This window comes from Streptomyces yatensis (assembly GCF_018069625.1).
GTDB lineage: Bacteria > Actinomycetota > Actinomycetes > Streptomycetales > Streptomycetaceae > Streptomyces > Streptomyces yatensis.
The window spans coordinates 3,671,920-3,688,300 of the sequence record NZ_CP072941.1 but is presented as its reverse complement, the minus strand read 5'-3'; the positions used below and the strand labels follow the sequence as shown (position 1 = coordinate 3,688,300).

Sequence of the window (16,381 nt, the reverse complement as noted above, 5' to 3'; positions counted from 1 at the left end):
GATCAACGCCGCTGCGCCCGTGCGCCGTTGGCGAGGTTCACTCTTGAACAGTCCGCCGGAGTGAACAAGGCTGTCCCTTGTCCGGGACATGCCCGGGAGCAGTCCTGGACAGGGCCGGGACACAGGGGCGGGGGAGAGAACCACAGATGGCCGATGCCGACAGGGCTCCGGATCCACGGCGGGCGGAGAACGCCCGCGAGTTCATCGCCGCGCTGCAGGCGCTCAAGGACTGGTCCCGGCTGACCTACCGGGAGTTGGCGGCGCGGGCCGACGCGGTCGGGGACGTCCTGCCGCGCAGCACGATCGCCAATATGCTCGGGCGCGCCACGCTGCCCCGCGAGGAACTGGTCGCGGCCTTCGTACGGGCCTGTGGCGTCGGGCCCGCGGAGCTCACCGTGTGGCTGGCCGTCCGCAAGGAGCTCGCGACGCGCGCCGCCGAACCGGGGGCGGGTCCCCTCACGGAGGCGGCGGCGGACGCCACCTCGGGTGAGCCGCGTGAGCCTCTAGGGCAGGGCGAGCCCGCATCGCCGACGGGGCCCTCCTCCTCCCGTACGCCCGAGGCGGGCGCCCGGCGCTCCCGTACGCGGCTGCTGACCGCCGCGCTCGCTCTGACGGTCGCCGTGGCCGCGACGGCGGCCGTGCTCGTCTGGCGGGCGCACGACGACGACGGCGGCGGCGAGGGCGACGAACCGGGCCGCAAGGGCGGGCCCGCGGCGGTCTCCTCGGACGGTCCGACGCCCGCGCCCGTTCCCGGGAAGTACCGGATCCGGGCCGTCCACTCCTCGTTGTGTCTGTCCGAACGTCCCCAGGACAAGACCGCCTGGGTTTATCAGGCGCCGTGCGAGGACGTCTTCCCCTCGTTCTCGCTCCAGCGCCTGGACGACGGGCTGTGGCGGATCGCCACCCTGCACCCCGAGCACGGCCCGGGCTGCTCCGGAATCATGGGCCAGAGCAAGGCCGAGGGCGCCTGGCTGGGCGACGACTACTGCGAGAGCCGGGGAGCGGGCGAGGAGTTCCGGCTGGAGGCCGTCGACCGGCCCGCTGAGGGATTCCGGCTGCGGCCCGTGCACACCGGCCAGTGTCTGGGGCTGCCCGACGGCACGACCCGGCGCTGGGCCCACGTGGTCCAACTGCCGTGCCGGTCCGGCGTCCCGGGACAGGTCTTCCGCTTCGACCCGGTGGGGTCGGGGGCGAAGAAGGGGCCCTCGGGGACGAAAGAGGAGCCCTCCGGGCCGAAGAAGGAGCCCTCCGGCGCGAAGGGATAGCCCTCCGGTGCGAAGGGGTAGCCGCGCCGCCGTCGTGCCCACGCCCCTCTGATACTGTCCCCGCCTGATCAAGGGGGAACTGGTCAGGGGATGTAAGGAGTTAAGGGCGGGATGCGTGGTTTATGGGGCCGTGTGTGGCAGCGCCGCACGCCCCTCGTCGTACTGATGGCGGTGGTGGGGATCGCGGGCACCGTCCTCGCGACCCGGGACAGCGGTGGCGGCCATCTCGCCGCCAACCAGGCCCAGTTGAGGAAGGCGTGCGACGGCACCCTGCCGTACGGGGACCTCAAGCGGCTGGTGCGTGACGAGCGGCCGGGCAAGCTCAGAGAGCACGGCACGATGCTCGCTCCCGGGCAGGAGAGCCGTTCGTTGCTGGACTGCTCGCTGTCGTGGGGAGACGGCTACGGGGTCACGGTCCATGCCGAGGCGCTGGTGTCCGACGTCCCCCAGGCCGTCGAGACCAGGGACCTGCTGGAACCGGCCGGTGGCCACGGCACCTTCGTGGCACCGGGCACCACCGGCCAGTACGGCAAGCGGGGAGCCTGGCTGGTGACCGACTGCCTGGGCGGGCTCGGCGGCCGGGTCCGGCCCACGACCGATCTGTATGTGACGGCCCGGGTGACGGACGGGACCGACGGGGCGGACGGAGTGGACGAGGTCGACCAGACCGAGGCGGCAGACGACGCCGACGAGGCGACGTCGGGGAAGAACGGCAAGCCGGACCGCGCCACCGCACTCCTCGGCTTCCGTACCGCCGTACGGGTCGCCAACGTCCTCACCAAGGCCCAGCACTGCGGCTCCGGCCCGCTCACGATGCCGGAAACCGTGGTCGACACGGACGAGACGCATGGCGCGCCCGGCCGGGCGTTGCGCAAATGCGAGTGGATCGATGACTCCTCGCTCCCCGGCATCGCCTCCGGCGCCTGGACCACCCTCGGCGATCTGCAGGAGTCCACCGCCCTGAGCGCCTGCGCCGGGGAGTGGGACGCGGAGAAGAACGCCGGCGAGCGCCCGCGTCCGAAGGAGTGGCAGATCACCGAGGTCGAGGCGGCGAGCTGGTCGGGAGTGCTCGGCCGGTCCGCGTACGACTCCTACGAACGCGAGGGCCATGTGCCCGGGTGGGGAGCGCAGGAGGGCGGGGGCCCCTCAGAAGCCGGTTCCGAGGCGGACTCCGAGGCGGACGCCGATCGTGGTGGGCTGCGCCAGGAGGACCGCGTCTCCTCGTACGCCGGACGGCCCCAACTCGCCCTGTGGGCACGGTCGGTGTGCGGCGGCCGCAGCACCTACCACCGGGTCGCCGTCTTCCCCGAGATCCAGCTCGGGGACGGCGAGACCGCCGTCATCAGCGGCAAGGACCGCACCAGGCTCTCCGCCACCGCCCGTACGGCCCTCGACCGCTATCTCGACGCCGAGGACGGCTGGCCCGCGTCGGCGGACTGCCGTGACACCAAGGTGCTCGGGGAGGTGGAGCAGTGGCACTGACCCGACTCACACTCACCCGGCGCGGGGTCCGGATCCTGGCGGCCGTAGCGGTCGCGCTGGCCGCCCTCACCGGAACGATCGTCTGGTTCGCGGGCAGCGAGGACCGGGCGCTGGACGAGGCCTGCGACGGGGTGCTTCCGGTCGGCGAGGTCCGCGCGGTGCTCGGCGAGGACGCCGCACTGGACGTGACCAACCACACCGAGGGCGCCTTCGGTGACAAGGGCGCCAAGAGCGGCGACAAGGCGGCCAAGACCGGCGACAAGGCCGCGACCAGCGGCGGCAAGCGGGCCAACAGCCTGTCCGTCCGCTGCCGGATCGCCGCCGAGGGCACCGGCCACATCGCCGTCACCATCGCGGGCTCGCCGCGCCCCCGCGCCGAGTACGGGTACGGCGAGCTCTACGCCGCCGTACCCGCGAGCCACACGCTTCCCGTCCCCCTCGGCAACGGCTGGTCCGGCCTGTTCGCCACCGACACCGCACGGCTGGGCGACGCCGAGGACGGCACGGCCACCACCGCCGTGCTCCTCGACTGCGCCCGGCGCGGCGACAGCCTGCTGATCACCGTCGAGACCGCGCTGCGCGGCGCCACCACCCTCGACGACCCCGCCACCCGCCCCGACTTCGTCCGCACCGCCACCGCCACCGCCGAGGCGGCCAACGACCACTGGGGCTGCGGCGCCCGCCTGGGCACACCCGTCCGTACGGTCGGCCTGCCGGTGAACGAGGACGAGTACGAACCGCTGCTCGGCGCCAAGGGCACCTGCGCGGCCGTCCCCACCGCCTCCCGCTCCGCCGTCTCCACGGCCCGCGAGACCGCCCGCGACCGCGCGCCGCGCGAGAGCTGCGTCCTCGGCACGCGGGACGGCTCACCGCTCTACCGCCTCGAGGCGTACTACGGCCCGTACGCGGAGGACGCCCGCTCCCAGTACACCCGGGACTACGACTACGAGAACGTGACCCCCGCCGAAAAGCCCGCCGGGCGGCTCGGCCAGAGCGCCTACTGGGCCGGTGCCACCTGCCCACGCGGCGCCGAGTCCGCCCTCTACCTCATCCGCGCCGCCGACGCCGACGGCGAAACCCGCCGCCGCCCCGACCTCGCCTACGAACGCGCCGCGCTGGCGGCTTTCGCTACCGCCTCGGCCACACACCACGGCTGCGCGGCGCCGAGCCTGCCCAAGGACTGAGCCACCGGCGGGACCGGGGATGTCCGGCGGACTGTGCCGCCTGCGGCGGGCTGTTCCCCTCCCCGCCCCTTCCCGAAACTGGGGCTCTGCCCCAGCCCCCGATATCGGGAACGGGCGGTCATCTGGCCCCCCCGTCCCGGGGCGTCGATGTGGGGGCTCCGTCGCGTGGGGTTCTGCCCGAGCCCGTGGTAGCGGGAACGGGCGGTCATCTCGCCTGCCTGCCCCGGGGCGTCGATGTGGGGGCTTTGCGGCGTGGGGTTCTGCCCCAGCCCGTGGTGGTGGGAATGGGTGGGCGTCTCGCGCGCCTGTCCCAGGGCGTCGATGTGGGGGCTCCGTCGCGTGGGGTTCTGCCCGAGCCCGTGGTAGCGGGAACGGGCGGTCATCTCGCCTGCCTGCCCTGGGGTGTCGATGTGGCGGTCCGCCTGTGTGGCGGGTTCTGTCCCTGGAGTCCCCTGCCCGCCCCTTCCCGCAACTGGGGCTCTGCCCCAGTCCCCGGTGGCGGGAACGGGGCGTCTCGCCTCCCTGCCCCTTGCCGGGGCGTCGATCTGTCGGCTTCGCCGTGTGGCGTGGGCTCCGCCCCCGGGGTCCAGGGGCGGAGCCTCTGGTATCGGGAAGGGGCGGGTAGGGGAAGAACGAACCGCCGGGCACCCTGTAGCAGCCCCGCCGTCCTCACCCCTTGACGGCGCCGCCCAGGGCGAAGCCGCCGCCCAGGCGGCGGGAGATCAGGACGTAGAGCAGGAGCACAGGCGTCGAGTAGAGGATCGAGAAGGCGGCCAGCTGGCCGTAGACGACCTGGCCGTAGTTGCCGAAGAAGGTGAAGATCGAGACGGACGCGGGGAGTTGTTCGGGGGAGAGCAGCAGCATGAAGGGGACGAAGAAGTTGCCCCACATCATGATGAAGCTGTAGATCATCACCACCGTGATGCCCGGCCCCATCAGCGGCAGGATGACCCGGGTCAGGCTCTGCAGCCAGGAGGCGCCATCCGTCCAGGCGGCTTCTTCCAGGATCACCGGCACGCCGTCCATGAAGTTCTTCATCAGCCAGACGGCGAACGGGAGTTGGGAGGCGGCGAGGAAGAGCGCCGTGCCGGACATCGTGTCGATGAGGTCCACCTGGACGAAGAGTCCGTAGACCGGAACCATGATCGCGGTGATCGGCAGACAGGTGGTGAAGAGCACCGTCAGCAGATACGGGCGCACGACGCGGGAGCGGAAGCGGGAGAGGGGATAGGCGGCAAGGGCCGCGCAGGCGACGGTCAGGATGGTGGCGCCGCCGCACAGGAGCAGGCTGTTGAGCATCGGCGTGAAGGTGATCTCGTCCGTCCACACCGCCGAGAAGTTGTCCAGCGTGGGCGAGCCGGGTGCCGAGACCCGCAGGGTGGCGTCGCTGTCGATGGAGGCCAGGACCAGCCAGGCGAGCGGGAGCAGAAACGCGGCCGCGATGAGCAGCAGCGCGGCGTCGGCGGCCAGTCGGCGGCGCCTGCTCGGGGACCAGCGGGGGCGCGGGCGGGGCGTGGCGGAGCCGGGCCATGGGCGGGCGGGGCGGGCGGAGAGCGTGGACAACCTCGGACCTCCTCGCGCGCTTGCGAGCGCAGTCGATCAGCGTGCCGTCCATGAAACCGTTTGCGGCTCGCGTTGGGGAAGACGCGTGCGTGGTTCGCTCGATCTACTGCGTGGGCTCACGGTCTCGCCTTACGGCGTCTGTGGGGCGATGTCCACCGGCTGGTCGTTCCGCAGCTGGTCGAAGAGGCGCCTCGCCTGCGTCACGTTCCACTGCACCGCGCTGCCCTTGGAGGTCCGGAGGTTGGTGTTGGACACCGGGACGTTGAGCTGCCTGCCGTTGCCCGAGGTGACGCCCTTCATCGCCTCGAACAGCGACATCAGGTTCCGCAGCCCCATGTCCTTGTCCACGATGAGCGTGTCCAGGCCCGCGCGTACGGTCGGGAAGGCCGCGAACGGGTTGGCGAGGACGCCCGGTGTGGCGGCCTTGTCGGCGAGGGCGGCCAGGAACTTCTGCTGGTTCCGGGTGCGGCCCAGGTCGCCCTTGGCCTCCTGCTTGCGCTGGCGCACGAAGGCGAGCGCCTTGGCCCCGTCGAGGGTGTGGCAGCCCTTCTGCAGGTCAAGGCCGGATTTGGGGTCCTTGATGTCGCGGTCCACGCACATCCGTACGCCACCGACCGCGTCCACGACGTCCACGAACCCGGAGAAGCCGATCTCCGCGTAGTGGTCGATGCGCAGCCCGGTGTTGCGCTCGATGGTCGAGACGAGGAGATCGGGGCCGCCCATCGAGTACGCCGCGTTCAGCTTGTTCTGGGACGGGGCGAAGGTCTTGCCGGTGTCGGGGCGGAGGAACCCCGGGACGGTCACCCAGGAGTCGCGCGGCAGGCTCATCATCGTGGTGCCGTTGGAGCCGGTGTGCAGCACCATCATCGAGTCGGTGCGGCGGCCCTCGGCCGAGCCGGTGCGCAGGTTCTTCCTGGCCTGCTCGGACAGGCCCTCCCGGCTGTCGGAGCCCACGATGAGGTAGTTGGTGCCCTTGCCGGGCGGTGGGCGGTCCGGCGACTTGCCGAGGTCGACCTCGCGGTTGAGCTGGGTGTCGGCCCAGACGTAGGCGCTGCCGGAGGCGAGCAGCAGCGCGGAGACGGCCACGACGGCCAGCCGGGTGATCCGGCGGCGCCGGCTGAGCGGCTCCTTGGGGGCGCGGCGCCGGACCGTGGGGGCGGGGGTGAGGGTGGGTTCGGATTCGGGGTCGGGTGTGGGGGCGATGGTGGGGGTGGCGACGGTCTCCTCGCCCCTGCGGTACGGCGCGGGCTTCGTCGGGACGCCTGGGGTTCCGGGCACGGGCATGCCCTGGGTGGCCCCCTGCGGGGGCATGCCCTGGGCCCCCTGCACGGGGATGCTCTGCGTGTCCGCCGTGGAGATGTCCCAGGCCTGCCCCGACGGCCGGTTCGCGGCGGCCCACCCGTCCAACCGATCGCTCATGGGCGCAGTCTGCCCAGCGGCCGGACGGGCCCGCCGTCGCTTCATAGAGCTATGACAACTTCGGTCCGGCGTTGAACGCGGACCCGGTCGCCGTACGTCACTTCGACGTCAGGCTCCGGTACGCCGGCGCCTCGCCCAGCGCCTGGGCGGCCGTCCCCGAGCGCTGGATGCGGTGCCACCTCAGCCGCGTCCCGAGCAGCAGGGCGACCACGGACTGGATGACCACCAGATACATCAACTGCCGGTAGACGAAGAGCTGGAAGGGCAGCGACCACAGCGCCCGCATCCGCTCACCGTCCAGCCGCAGCGCGTATCCGGCGCAGACCATCTGGATCGCGAGATAGCCGAACCACACCCCGGCCGCCTGCCCCGGGTCCAGGAAGAGCGCGCCGTACAGGGCGAAGAGGTCGATCACGGGCGCCAGCAGCGGCAGCAGCACCTGGAAGAGCGTGAGATAGCTGAGCCCCCGGCGGCCGAACCGCCCCACCGAGCCGAGGGAGACCACCGCGCGGCGGTGTTTCCACATGGCCTGGAGGGTGCCGTATCCCCAGCGGTAGCGCTGGCGCCACAGCTGGCGCAGGGAGGTGGGCACCTCGGTCCAGGCGACGGCGGTCTCCTCGTACACCACCCGCCAGCCCGCCCGCCACAGCGCCATCGTCAGGTCGGTGTCCTCGGCGAGGGTGTCCTCGCTGACGCCGCCGACGCCCATCAGCGCGTCCCGCCGGAAGGCTCCGATGGCTCCGGGCACGGTCGGCATGCACTCCAGCACCTCGAACATCCGCCGGTCGAGGTTGAAGCCGAAGACGTACTCCAGATGCTGCCACCGGCCCAGCAGGCTGCGCCGGTTGCCGACCTTGGTGTTGCCGCTGACGGCACCGATGGCCGGGTGGGCGAGGGGCTGGATGAGCTGGTGGATGGCGTCCGGTTCGAAGACGGTGTCGGCGTCGACCATCACCACGATGTCGTGCCGGGTGTGGGCCAGCCCGGTGTTGAGGGCGGCGGCCTTGCCCGCGTTGGGCTGGCGGACCACCAGCACCCGGGGGTCGTTGACGCTCGCGGCGATATCGGCCGTACGGTCCGTCGAGCCGTCGTCGATCACGACGATCTGCAGGCGCTGATGGGTGGAGGCGAGCAGCGACCGGACGGTGGCCTCGATGCCCGCCTCCTCGTTGTACGCGGGGATGAGCACCGTCACCGGCTCGTTGACCTCGCGCAGCCAGGGCGCGCCGGGCCGGAAGCGGGTGAGCCGCCGGACATGGGTACGGGCGAACAGCACGAGTGTCAGCAGCCGCAGCACTCCCAGCGCGCCCGCGATCCCCAGCACCCAGGTCATGGTGGACACGAAGCCGCGGCCGATGGCCGCGACCCAGATCAGCGCCTTGCCCTCCCAGCGTTCGAGACCCGAGACCGGCACGTCGACCGGGGGCACGCCGAGCCCGCCGGTCACGGTGGTGAACTTCTTCGCCCGCGGGTCCTTCAGCAGCTTCTCGGTCTCCTGATACGCGGTGTCCGTCTGGCTGAACTGCCGGACCACGCCCTGTGAGGGCTTCTTGGCCGACCGGTCGGCGGCCACCAGCGCGTACCCCTCCGCGGCCACTCGCCGCGCCGCCTGCCACTCGTCCCCGCACAGGGTGTCCACATCGGTGGTCAGCGGCAGCCGCAGCAGCCTCGGCTGGACGCCGACGGAGCCCGCCAGCGCCGACTCGGTGAGGGACAGCTCCATCCGGGAGCGGCTGGGGGAGGCGGTGCCCATGTCGGCGCCCGTGTAGGTGTTCGACCCGAGCTCATGGCCCTCGGCGCGGATCCGGCGTACGAGGCCGGGGTACTGCGCCGCCTTGGCGCCGGAGACGAAGAACGTGGCCCGCGCGTCGTACCGGCGCAGCAGGTCGAGCAGACGCGGGGTCTGGACGGGGTCGGGCCCGCCGTCGTAGGTGAGCGCGACGGTTCCGGCGGGCATGCCCACGGTCCGCACCTGACCGCCGTTGATCTGCACCACCGGCCCACCGTCGGCCAGCGCCCGGGGCACCGGGCTGGTGCAGGGCCGCCGCGCCTTCGCCGCGTCGACCTCATGGGTGGTCCAGCCCTGGAACATCAGCAGGCCGAACATGACGGGAAGGACGAGGATCAGAAGCAGCCAGTGCGCGCGCGGGTCACGGGACCGCTTGTGCCGGCCTCCTCGGGACACGTGGCTGGATTCCTGGCGTTTTTTCGACCGGTTGCCCTCAAACATGGTTGGTCGCACGGTAGTTGCGGGGCGTGGGGCGGGTCCGGTGATGCAGCGCGAATGGATAAGAATTCCCGGGTCGCCCCCCGCCACCCGGGCGCATCGCGTAGTGGGCCCGCGGAAGGCCCGCCTCCGCGGGGCGCTTCTGCTTGACTGACGCCCATGACCTCTGCCGATGCGTCCGTCTTCGAGACCACCAGGCCCGCCTCCGCCGACTACCTCATCCGGTTCGCCGCGAGCGACGCCGGACGCGACTACAAGGGGCGGATGCTGGACGCGCTCGATCTCCGGGCCGGGCTGGCCGTCCTCGACGCCGGCTGCGGCCCCGGCGCCGATCTCCCCGCCCTCGCGGAGGCGGTCGCCCCCGGCGGTACCGGCGGCAGCGGCGGTAGCGGCGGTACGGTCATCGGGGTCGACCGCGACCAGGAGATGCTGGACGCGGCGGCGGCGCGCACCGCCGCGCATCCGGGCGTCGAGCTGCGGCGGGGTGATGTCCACGCCCTCCCCCTGGACGACGCCGAGGTGGACCGCGCCTGCACCGACCGGGTGCTGCAGCATGTGGACGATCCGGCGCGGGTCCTGGCCGAGTTCCACCGGGTCCTGCGGCCGGGCGGGCGGCTGGTGATGGGCGAGCCCGACTGGGACACCCTCGCCGTCGACCACCCCCATCCGTCGCTCTCCCGCGCCTACACCCGCCACATCACCGAGCAGGTGGTCCGCAACGCCGCCATCGGCCGCCAGCTCGCCCGTCTCGCCACCGACGCCGGGTTCCGCGTGCCGGAGGTCATCCCGGTCACCCAGGTCTTCCGCGATGTCCGGGCGGCGGACCGGGTCTTCGGATTCGAGCGCACCACCCGCCGCGCCGTCGAGGCCGGTTACCTCAGCGAGTACCAGGCGGCCGTCTGGCTGCACCACCTCGCCCACCGCCCGTTCTTCGCCTCGGCGACGCTGTACGTGGTGGTGGCGGAGGCATAGCCGAACCGGCGGCGGCGCGACCGCCTCAGCCAGTGCGTCCTCGGGCGCTCCAGGGCTTCCTCGGGAACCCTGGAGCGTCCTACGGCGTCCTCCCCATCCGGTGCAGGAGTCGCGTCTGCGCGGATGTGTCATGAGCGAGCACGCCCTGGGGAGCGGCGAAGAACCGGTGCGTGGTGTCGACGGCGGTGGGTGATTCCGCCAGGCCGGCGTAGATCTCCTCAAGATGCTCGTCGATCCATGCCACGAGGCGTGCGTCGAGGGTGTCGTCCACGTCGATGGCCCGGGCGAGATCCCAGGTGTGGACAGTGCTGTCCGTGATCCTCACGGCGAGCGCCTGTCGGCCGGTCACCGGACCCAGGGGATAGTCCAGCATCCGCTGAAGAGCACCGGCCTCGCCGAACGCGTGGGCACACTCCCGGACGGACCGGGCGTACGCGCCCACAGGATCCGTGCCCAGCGCGTCGGCGTCCCGCAGCCGCAGGAAATCGGCGGCACTGCCGCCGTGCAGCAGACCCACGTAGTTGAGGTTTCCGCGCGTCATGTGGTTGACCAACTGCCGCACGTTCCACCCCGTGCAGGGAGTCGGCCAGCACCACTGCTCGGATCGCACGGCTCGCAGCTTCCGTTCGAACTCGGCGCCGGCCCCGAGGAACCGATCGATGAGCCCTTCACACGCGTTGACCATGTGGCCCAGCATGCTCGCCGCGCGTGGCCGGGTCCGGCGGGTATCGGACGTCGAGTTCACGGCACGGGGAGCCGCGACGGCCTCAGGTCGCCCGGAACCAGGTGGCCAGGGCCTCGTGCAGCCCGTCGTTCGCCGTGCCCTGCCAGGCGATGTAGCAGTCGGGCCGGAGGAGCAGGGCGGTGTCCAGGGTGGGGGCGGGCACGGTGTCGAGGTGCGGCGACCAGGGGCCCGGGTCGAGGGTGGCGGTGGGGTCCAGCAGGAGCGGGCGGGCGGTGCGGGTCAGGTCGCGGAGGCCCGGGAGGTCCGGGGCCCAGTGGCCGACGAGCGGGCCGGTCGCCGGGCCCATGGCGTACGTGATGTCCGCGCCGGCGAGCAGCCCCGCGATGTGCTGCCGGGTGGTGGGCTGGTCGAGCAGCTCGCCGAAGAGTTCGCGCAGCGCCGTCACCTCGCCGCCCGGCCGGATCAGCAGCGACTGGGCCTGCGTGTGCATGGCGACCCGCCGCGCCGCCGGGTGTCGTTCCGACTCGTACGTGTCCAGCACTCCCTCCGCCGCGTGGCCGCGCACCTCCGCCGCCAGCTTCCAGCCCAGGTTCACCGCGTCCTGGAGGCCCAGGTTGAGCCCCGGGCCGCCGATGGCCGAGTGCACATGCGCGGCGTCGCCGAGCAGCAGGACACGGCGATCGCGGTAGCGCTCGGCGATCCGGGTGTTGCCGCCGAACAGCCGCCGCATCAGGTGTGGTCCCGGCCCGGTCGGCGGGTCGAGGGCTATGTCCGTGCCGAGCACCCGGCGGGCGCTGGCCCGCAGTTCGTCCAGCGATGCCTCGCCCTCGGGAGGCTGCCCCCATTCCACGGTGGTCAGCTTCGGGTCACCGTCCGGGGAGGGCGCCCAGGCGATCAGTCCGCGCTCGGTCCGCAGATGCTGGAACGGCGGGATGGCGCCGAAACCGGGCACGGTGAGGCTGCCGTCCGGGCCGATCAGGTCTGCGGGCACGCTCACATGCCCGGTGCGCGACACCGAGTCGTCGCTGGTCACGCCCGGAAAGTCGATGCCCGTGAGCTTACGGACCGCGCTGCGCCCGCCGTCCGCGCCGACCAGGAACTCCGCCTCGATCGGCTCCCCCTCGCGCAGCTCGACCGTCACCGACTTCTCGCCCTGCGTCAGCCCGATGACCTCGTGGCCGCGCCGGATCTCGACCCCCAGTTCCGCCGCGCGCTCGGTGAGCATCCGCTCGATCCGTAGCTGCGGCACGAGGAGTGTGTACAGCGGGTTGTCCGGCAGATCGCTCAGATCGAGCGGGAAGGCGCCGAATGTGAAACGGGGCGCCGGTCTGGGCGTGGTGCCGGTGCCGGGCGTGGCCAGCCGCTCGTACAGCCCGCGCCGGTCGAGCATGCGGATGACCTGGCCCACGAGGCCGTTCGCACGCTGGGTGTCGGTGGGTTCGGTGAGGCGTTCCAGGACGACCGGACGCACACCGGCCAGGGCGAGTTCGCAGGCGAGCATCAGGCCGTTGGGTCCCGCGCCTGCGATGACGACCTCGATCATGAATTCCCCTTCGGGGCAGGTGAGTTGAGGGGCTTATGGGGTGCTCGGCGTGGACAGCCCGGCCGCGAACCGGGCGAGGGCGTCCGTGAGCAGGGGGCGCACCGGCACGGGCGGATCGGTGCGGAGATGGTGGGCGATGGCGGTGTGTACGGCGGCCACCACCGCCGAGGCGACGAGGTGCGGATACAGGTCTTGATCGAGGTCGCTGCCCGTGCGTTCGGCGATCGCCGCCGCGATCTCCGCCTCGGCGATGGCCCCGGCCCGCAGCATCTCGCCCCGCAGGGTTGGTTCGGCGACCATCACGCGGACGCCCGCCGTCCACTGCGCCACGTCGGTGGCCGGGGGATGGGCCATCGACTCCGCGTCCGCCGCGAACTGCGGCAGTACGGAGTCGGTGATCGCGTCCCACAACGGCTCGTCCGGCCGCTCGCGCAGCGCCTCCGCGATGCGCAGGAAGCGGTCGAGGTGGCGGAACGCGATCGCCTCGGCCTTGCTCGAGAAGTAGTTGTTGAACGTACGCGGCGAGACACCGGCCGCCTCGGCGATGTCCTCCACCTTCACCTTGTCGAACCCGCGCTCCACGGTCAGCCGGATCGCGGCCCAGCTCAGCGCCGCGTGCGTCTGGGCCTTCTTGCGCTCTCGCAGTCCCATGCGACCGAGAGTAGCAATTTTTGCGTGCCCCGCAAATCTGCGGGGCCCGCACTTTTTGGGATCAGGGTTCGGCGGTTGACGCCGCCAGGTCCAACTCGGCCCAGATCTCCTTGCCTACGGTCCGCTCGCGCACGCCCCAACGCGCGGCGAGGGCGTGGACGATGAGCAGGCCGCGGCCGCGCCTGTCGCGGGGCGACGGGTGGCGGGGGCGGGGGAGCCGCTCGCCCCGGGGATCGGATACGGCGATGCGTAAGCGGGTCTTGGTGAGCGTGAGCTGGACCCGGAAGAGCCGCCCGGGGATGCGGGCGTGCCGTACGGCGTTGGTGGCCAGCTCGGACACGATGAGCGCGGCGTCGTCGGCGAGCGCGGGATGCCCCCACTCGGCGACGAGTCGCGTGGCGTACTGGCGGGCCCTGGTCACGCTTATCGGTGTCGGGACGTAGTCGACGCGGCCCTCGTCGACGACGGGGTCGCTGGGGTCCGGGATCCGGGGGTCTTGGGGCGCGAATGCCATCGCGTACCTCCAGTGGGCAGGGCAGGACGGAGCACGTCCGCCAACTGACGTCCCTGTGCGAGCGGTTCATTACGGACCGTAGCCCCGTTCACTCACCTTGCACAAGTTCCTCTTGGAGGAATTCCCCCGATCTCGTTTGCGGCGGCCGCGACGGGCGGCCAGACTGTGCGCGTGACGACAAGTCAGCCGATGCAGGGCAATAGCACCTCGACCGTTCTGGGACGCAGGCTCGGTGGTGAGCTGACCAAGCTCCGCACCGCAGCGGGCCTGACGCAGACCCACGCGGCCAAGGTGCTCACCGGGTCCACGACCAAGGTCGCCAAGATGGAGGGCGGCTGGGTCCCGGTGCGGGACCCGGACATCCGCGCGCTGTGCGAGCTGTACGGCCTGAGCGATCCTGCGGCGGTGGGCGGGCTGTTAGAGCTGGCGAGGGTGGACCGCGAGCGCCGCAAGGCGAAGGGCTGGTGGAACGAGTTCCCGAACCTCGGGGACATGCAGGAATACGTCGCGTTGGAGAACGCGGCTACGAGCATCAGGACATGGCAGCTCTGCCTGGTGCCCGGCCTGCTCCAAACGCCTGACTATGCCCGTGCGTTGGCGCTGGGCAATTCGACGAAGGGCCACCCCGACAGGGGTGAGACGTTGGTTGCCAGCAGAATCGCGCGACAGCGGCGGCTTTCCGAGGAACCGACTCTCGGCCTGTGGGCGGTGGTCCACGAAAGTGCACTCCGGCATCGCGTGGGCGGTTCGACGGTGATGCGTGAGCAGTTGCAGCGCCTGGAGGAGGCGGCCCAGCAGTCGAACATCACCGTCCAGATCTTGCCGTTCGAGGCCGGAGCGCATCTGGGCATGGGCGGGGCGTTCAACATCATCTCGTTCGCGGAACCGGGAGCCATGGACGTGGTGTATACAGAAACTGCCTTCGGCCAGCTATGGGTTGAGGGAGGTGACGAAGCCGCTCAGCATCAGGAGCTGTTCGAGAAGATCGCCCGCCACGCCCTCACCGAGTCGGAGAGCAGGTCATTCATCGAAGCGCTCCGAGGAGAGATGTGAGCATGGCGGCTCTTGAGTTCCGGAAGTCCAGCTTCAGTACTGGCGATCGCGAGTGCGTTGAGGTGTCCACGAACGTGCCCGACCTCGTGGCGATACGCGACTCCAAGGACCCCGGCGGCCCGATACTCCGGTTCACCCCCGCCACCTGGACGGACTTCCAAGCCGCCCTCGCCGGCGGGCGGATCGTGCCCGCCCCTCACGCGTGAGCGAGCCCGTGGTGTCTGCTTCCGTAGACACCACGGGCCATGGAGGTATCTCCAGGTCACCACCAGATGGTGCAGGCGACATCCGGATAGTTGCTGGCCTTGCCGCAGGCCCGCATGAGATTGCCCTTGTTGTTGAACGCGTCGGTGTGGTTGCTGCCGCCAGTGTTGATCTTCGTGACGCTGAGCTGGTTCCATGTTCGGCCGCCGTCGTAGCTGCGGTCCACCCACACCAGGTCACCCGGGGAGCCGAAGATCCTGCCCCATGCGCATGTCCCGTTGTACCGCAGCTCGATGCCGCGGGAGTGGGTCGAGGCGGACGCGACCGTCCTGGCGTTGTTGGTGTTGCAGCCTTCGGCGGCCTGGGCCGGAGCCGCTGTCACCGCGGTGAGCATGGCTCCGGTGAGCCCTGCTGCGGCGATGGTCCCGAGGAGAGCGTTGCGCGTACCCATGACTGGCGTCCTTCCGGTTGCGTATATCGCTCGTGCAGCGACATTCGGGGTATACCGCAAGCTCTTCGGGACCGGTCCCGCCCGGTGTGACTGGGTATGGCCTGAAGCGACCGCTTCATCGCGTTCGAGTCCTGGCGCGACGGCCTGGTCCCCCGGGGGCTGTGCCCTACATCATGTGAACGCGAGAGCCCCCGCGGACGGTTGTGGGTGAGACCGCAGACAGGGACAGGGTGGCGTCATCAAGCCGATGACGACAGGGCCTTGAAGCGGGCGGCGCCGTGCTGGGTCAGCCAGTCCTCGAAGGTGAGCAGGCCGGGGTGGATGGCGCGCAGTGACTCGATGTCGACCAAGGGGTAGATGCCGTCGTTGAGGGACTGGATGCCGCGGGCCGCCTCATCGCTCTGGGCGCGTACGGCCTCGAGGGGGATGTGGACGTACGGGACCTCCTGCCCGGTGGCCCGGCTGATGGCGGCGGCGGTCTCCGGCGGGGTGAGGGTGTCGCCCGCCAGGTCGAAGGCGCGGGAGCGGAAGCGGTCGGGGTCGTCGAAGGCGAGGGCGGCGAAGGCCGCGATGTCGCACAGCGCGATGAACTGCTGGCGGGTGTCCGGGTTGTAGGGGGTGGCCAGGGCGCCGTCCCGCAGACCCCATACGGGGTGGAGGAGGTTTTCCATGAAGGACGTGGGGCGCAGGACGGTCGCGGGCATGCCGATCGCGTCGATGTGCTCCTCGATGCGCCGCTTGCTCTCCAGCGTCGACAGCCCGCTGTCGACGTCGGCGCCGAACGCCGAGGTGTAGACGAGGAGTTGGGCCCCGGCCGCCAGCGCCGCGTCCGCCACGTTCCTGCCCCGCCGCACCTCGTCGTCCGGTCCGTAACCCGCGGGCAGGCCCGGCATGCCGGGGGTGGGCTGGACGCTGAAGACACCGTGGGCTCCGCGGGCGGCTGCGTCGAGCGAGGCCCGGTCGTCCAGATCGCCCGCGACCAATTCGGCGCCCGCCGAGGCGAGGGCGACCGCCGCGGGGCTGGTGGTGTCCCGAGTGAGCGCGCGTACGTGGCGGCCGTCCGCGAGCAGTCGCCTCGCGGTGGCGCCGCCCTGCTGACCGGTCGCGCCGGTCACCAGGATGATGCGTTTCGACGTCATGGGGGTCATGGAGGAAGGCTCCCGAGTAG

Annotated in this window: 15 protein-coding genes; 6 read left to right on the top strand and 9 right to left on the bottom strand. The window is 71.5% G+C overall.

Annotation, left to right across the window (positions count from 1 at the left end; all coding sequences use genetic code 11):
- Positions 1–146 precede the first annotated feature (146 nt).
- The 3 genes from J8403_RS14830 (at position 147) to J8403_RS14820 (ending at position 3,931) form a co-directional block, all read left to right on the top strand.
- Positions 147–1,265 carry an XRE family transcriptional regulator gene (locus J8403_RS14830; RefSeq protein WP_211123609.1) on the top strand — a complete coding sequence of 373 codons (1,119 nt, stop codon included), beginning with the start codon at positions 147–149 and terminating at the stop codon, positions 1,263–1,265.
- Positions 1,266–1,376: 111 nt separating this feature from the next.
- The gene (locus tag J8403_RS14825; protein WP_211123608.1) at positions 1,377–2,747 is read left to right on the top strand and encodes a hypothetical protein; all 1,371 of its coding nucleotides are present in this window, start codon (positions 1,377–1,379) and stop codon (positions 2,745–2,747) included.
- On the top strand, positions 2,738–3,931 hold the full coding sequence (locus J8403_RS14820; RefSeq protein ID WP_211123607.1) for a hypothetical protein: 1,194 nt from the start codon (positions 2,738–2,740) through the stop codon (positions 3,929–3,931). Before J8403_RS14825 ends, J8403_RS14820 begins: the two co-directional genes overlap by 10 nt.
- A gap of 669 nt (positions 3,932–4,600) precedes the next feature.
- Here the strand turns inward: J8403_RS14820 and J8403_RS14815 are convergent.
- The 3 genes from J8403_RS14815 to J8403_RS14805 all read right to left on the bottom strand — a co-directional run bounded on the left by J8403_RS14815 (position 4,601) and on the right by J8403_RS14805 (position 9,143).
- On the bottom strand, positions 4,601–5,494 hold the full coding sequence (locus J8403_RS14815) for a carbohydrate ABC transporter permease (protein WP_374212112.1): 894 nt from the start codon (positions 5,492–5,494) through the stop codon (positions 4,601–4,603).
- Positions 5,495–5,623: 129 nt separating this feature from the next.
- Positions 5,624–6,913, bottom strand: coding sequence for an LCP family protein (locus J8403_RS14810; RefSeq protein ID WP_211123606.1), 1,290 nt, complete (start codon positions 6,911–6,913; stop codon positions 5,624–5,626).
- Positions 6,914–7,010: 97 nt separating this feature from the next.
- On the bottom strand, positions 7,011–9,143 hold the full coding sequence (locus J8403_RS14805) for a bifunctional polysaccharide deacetylase/glycosyltransferase family 2 protein (RefSeq protein ID WP_211123605.1): 2,133 nt from the start codon (positions 9,141–9,143) through the stop codon (positions 7,011–7,013).
- Positions 9,144–9,299: 156 nt separating this feature from the next.
- Here J8403_RS14805 and J8403_RS14800 point away from each other — a divergent pair, with 156 nt between their 5' ends.
- Entirely contained in the window at positions 9,300–10,112 is an 813-nt protein-coding gene (locus J8403_RS14800) for a methyltransferase domain-containing protein (protein WP_211123604.1), read from the top strand.
- Positions 10,113–10,191: 79 nt separating this feature from the next.
- Here J8403_RS14800 and J8403_RS14795 read toward each other — a convergent pair whose 3' ends face one another.
- The 4 genes from J8403_RS14795 to J8403_RS14780 form a co-directional block, all read right to left on the bottom strand.
- Complete coding sequence (locus tag J8403_RS14795; RefSeq protein WP_246585847.1) at positions 10,192–10,797, bottom strand: TIGR03086 family metal-binding protein; 606 nt, start codon at positions 10,795–10,797, stop codon at positions 10,192–10,194.
- Between the two features lie 82 nt (positions 10,798–10,879).
- Positions 10,880–12,340: an FAD-dependent monooxygenase gene (locus tag J8403_RS14790; RefSeq protein ID WP_211123602.1), complete on the bottom strand. Its 1,461-nt coding sequence runs from the start codon at positions 12,338–12,340 to the stop codon at positions 10,880–10,882.
- 33 nt (positions 12,341–12,373) lie between these two features.
- Positions 12,374–12,991 carry an acyl-CoA-like ligand-binding transcription factor gene (locus J8403_RS14785; protein WP_211123601.1) on the bottom strand — a complete coding sequence of 206 codons (618 nt, stop codon included), beginning with the start codon at positions 12,989–12,991 and terminating at the stop codon, positions 12,374–12,376.
- 61 nt (positions 12,992–13,052) lie between these two features.
- Positions 13,053–13,505, bottom strand: coding sequence for an ATP-binding protein (locus J8403_RS14780; RefSeq protein ID WP_211123600.1), 453 nt, complete (start codon positions 13,503–13,505; stop codon positions 13,053–13,055).
- A 189-nt stretch (positions 13,506–13,694) separates the two neighbouring features.
- Here J8403_RS14780 and J8403_RS14775 point away from each other — a divergent pair, with 189 nt between their 5' ends.
- Positions 13,695–14,558, top strand: a complete 864-nt coding sequence (locus J8403_RS14775; protein ID WP_211128251.1) for a helix-turn-helix domain-containing protein — start codon at positions 13,695–13,697, stop codon at positions 14,556–14,558.
- A gap of 2 nt (positions 14,559–14,560) precedes the next feature.
- Positions 14,561–14,764 (top strand): DUF397 domain-containing protein, encoded by a 204-nt coding sequence (locus tag J8403_RS14770; protein ID WP_211123599.1) that lies wholly within the window; start codon positions 14,561–14,563, stop codon positions 14,762–14,764.
- 56 nt (positions 14,765–14,820) lie between these two features.
- On the opposite strand, the gene J8403_RS14765 is transcribed toward J8403_RS14770, so the two are convergent.
- Together J8403_RS14765 and J8403_RS14760 are read right to left on the bottom strand one after the other, a co-directional pair.
- Positions 14,821–15,213 carry a glycosyl hydrolase gene (locus J8403_RS14765; RefSeq protein ID WP_198276460.1) on the bottom strand — a complete coding sequence of 131 codons (393 nt, stop codon included), beginning with the start codon at positions 15,211–15,213 and terminating at the stop codon, positions 14,821–14,823.
- 239 nt (positions 15,214–15,452) lie between these two features.
- A complete protein-coding gene (locus tag J8403_RS14760; RefSeq protein WP_246585846.1) occupies positions 15,453–16,352 on the bottom strand; it encodes an NmrA family NAD(P)-binding protein in 900 nt (299 codons plus the stop codon).
- Positions 16,353–16,381: the final 29 nt, after the last annotated feature.

Bases quoted from the DNA above. Each gene is read 5' to 3' on its own strand.
- J8403_RS14805 (WP_211123605.1), bottom strand. From the start codon at position 9,143: ATGTTTGAGGGCAACCGGTCGAAAAAACGCCAGGAATCCAGCCACGTG.
- J8403_RS14785 (WP_211123601.1), bottom strand. From the start codon at position 12,991: ATGGGACTGCGAGAGCGCAAGAAGGCCCAGACGCACGCGGCGCTGAGC.
- J8403_RS14780 (WP_211123600.1), bottom strand. From the start codon at position 13,505: ATGGCATTCGCGCCCCAAGACCCCCGGATCCCGGACCCCAGCGACCCC.
- J8403_RS14825 (WP_211123608.1), top strand. From the start codon at position 1,377: ATGCGTGGTTTATGGGGCCGTGTGTGGCAGCGCCGCACGCCCCTCGTC.
- J8403_RS14795 (WP_246585847.1), bottom strand. From the start codon at position 10,797: ATGGTCAACGCGTGTGAAGGGCTCATCGATCGGTTCCTCGGGGCCGGC.
- J8403_RS14775 (WP_211128251.1), top strand. From the start codon at position 13,695: ATGCAGGGCAATAGCACCTCGACCGTTCTGGGACGCAGGCTCGGTGGT.
- J8403_RS14810 (WP_211123606.1), bottom strand. From the start codon at position 6,913: ATGAGCGATCGGTTGGACGGGTGGGCCGCCGCGAACCGGCCGTCGGGG.
- J8403_RS14765 (WP_198276460.1), bottom strand. From the start codon at position 15,213: ATGGGTACGCGCAACGCTCTCCTCGGGACCATCGCCGCAGCAGGGCTC.
- J8403_RS14800 (WP_211123604.1), top strand. From the start codon at position 9,300: ATGACCTCTGCCGATGCGTCCGTCTTCGAGACCACCAGGCCCGCCTCC.
- J8403_RS14760 (WP_246585846.1), bottom strand. From the start codon at position 16,352: ATGACGTCGAAACGCATCATCCTGGTGACCGGCGCGACCGGTCAGCAG.
- J8403_RS14770 (WP_211123599.1), top strand. From the start codon at position 14,561: ATGGCGGCTCTTGAGTTCCGGAAGTCCAGCTTCAGTACTGGCGATCGC.
- J8403_RS14790 (WP_211123602.1), bottom strand. From the start codon at position 12,340: ATGATCGAGGTCGTCATCGCAGGCGCGGGACCCAACGGCCTGATGCTC.
- J8403_RS14830 (WP_211123609.1), top strand. From the start codon at position 147: ATGGCCGATGCCGACAGGGCTCCGGATCCACGGCGGGCGGAGAACGCC.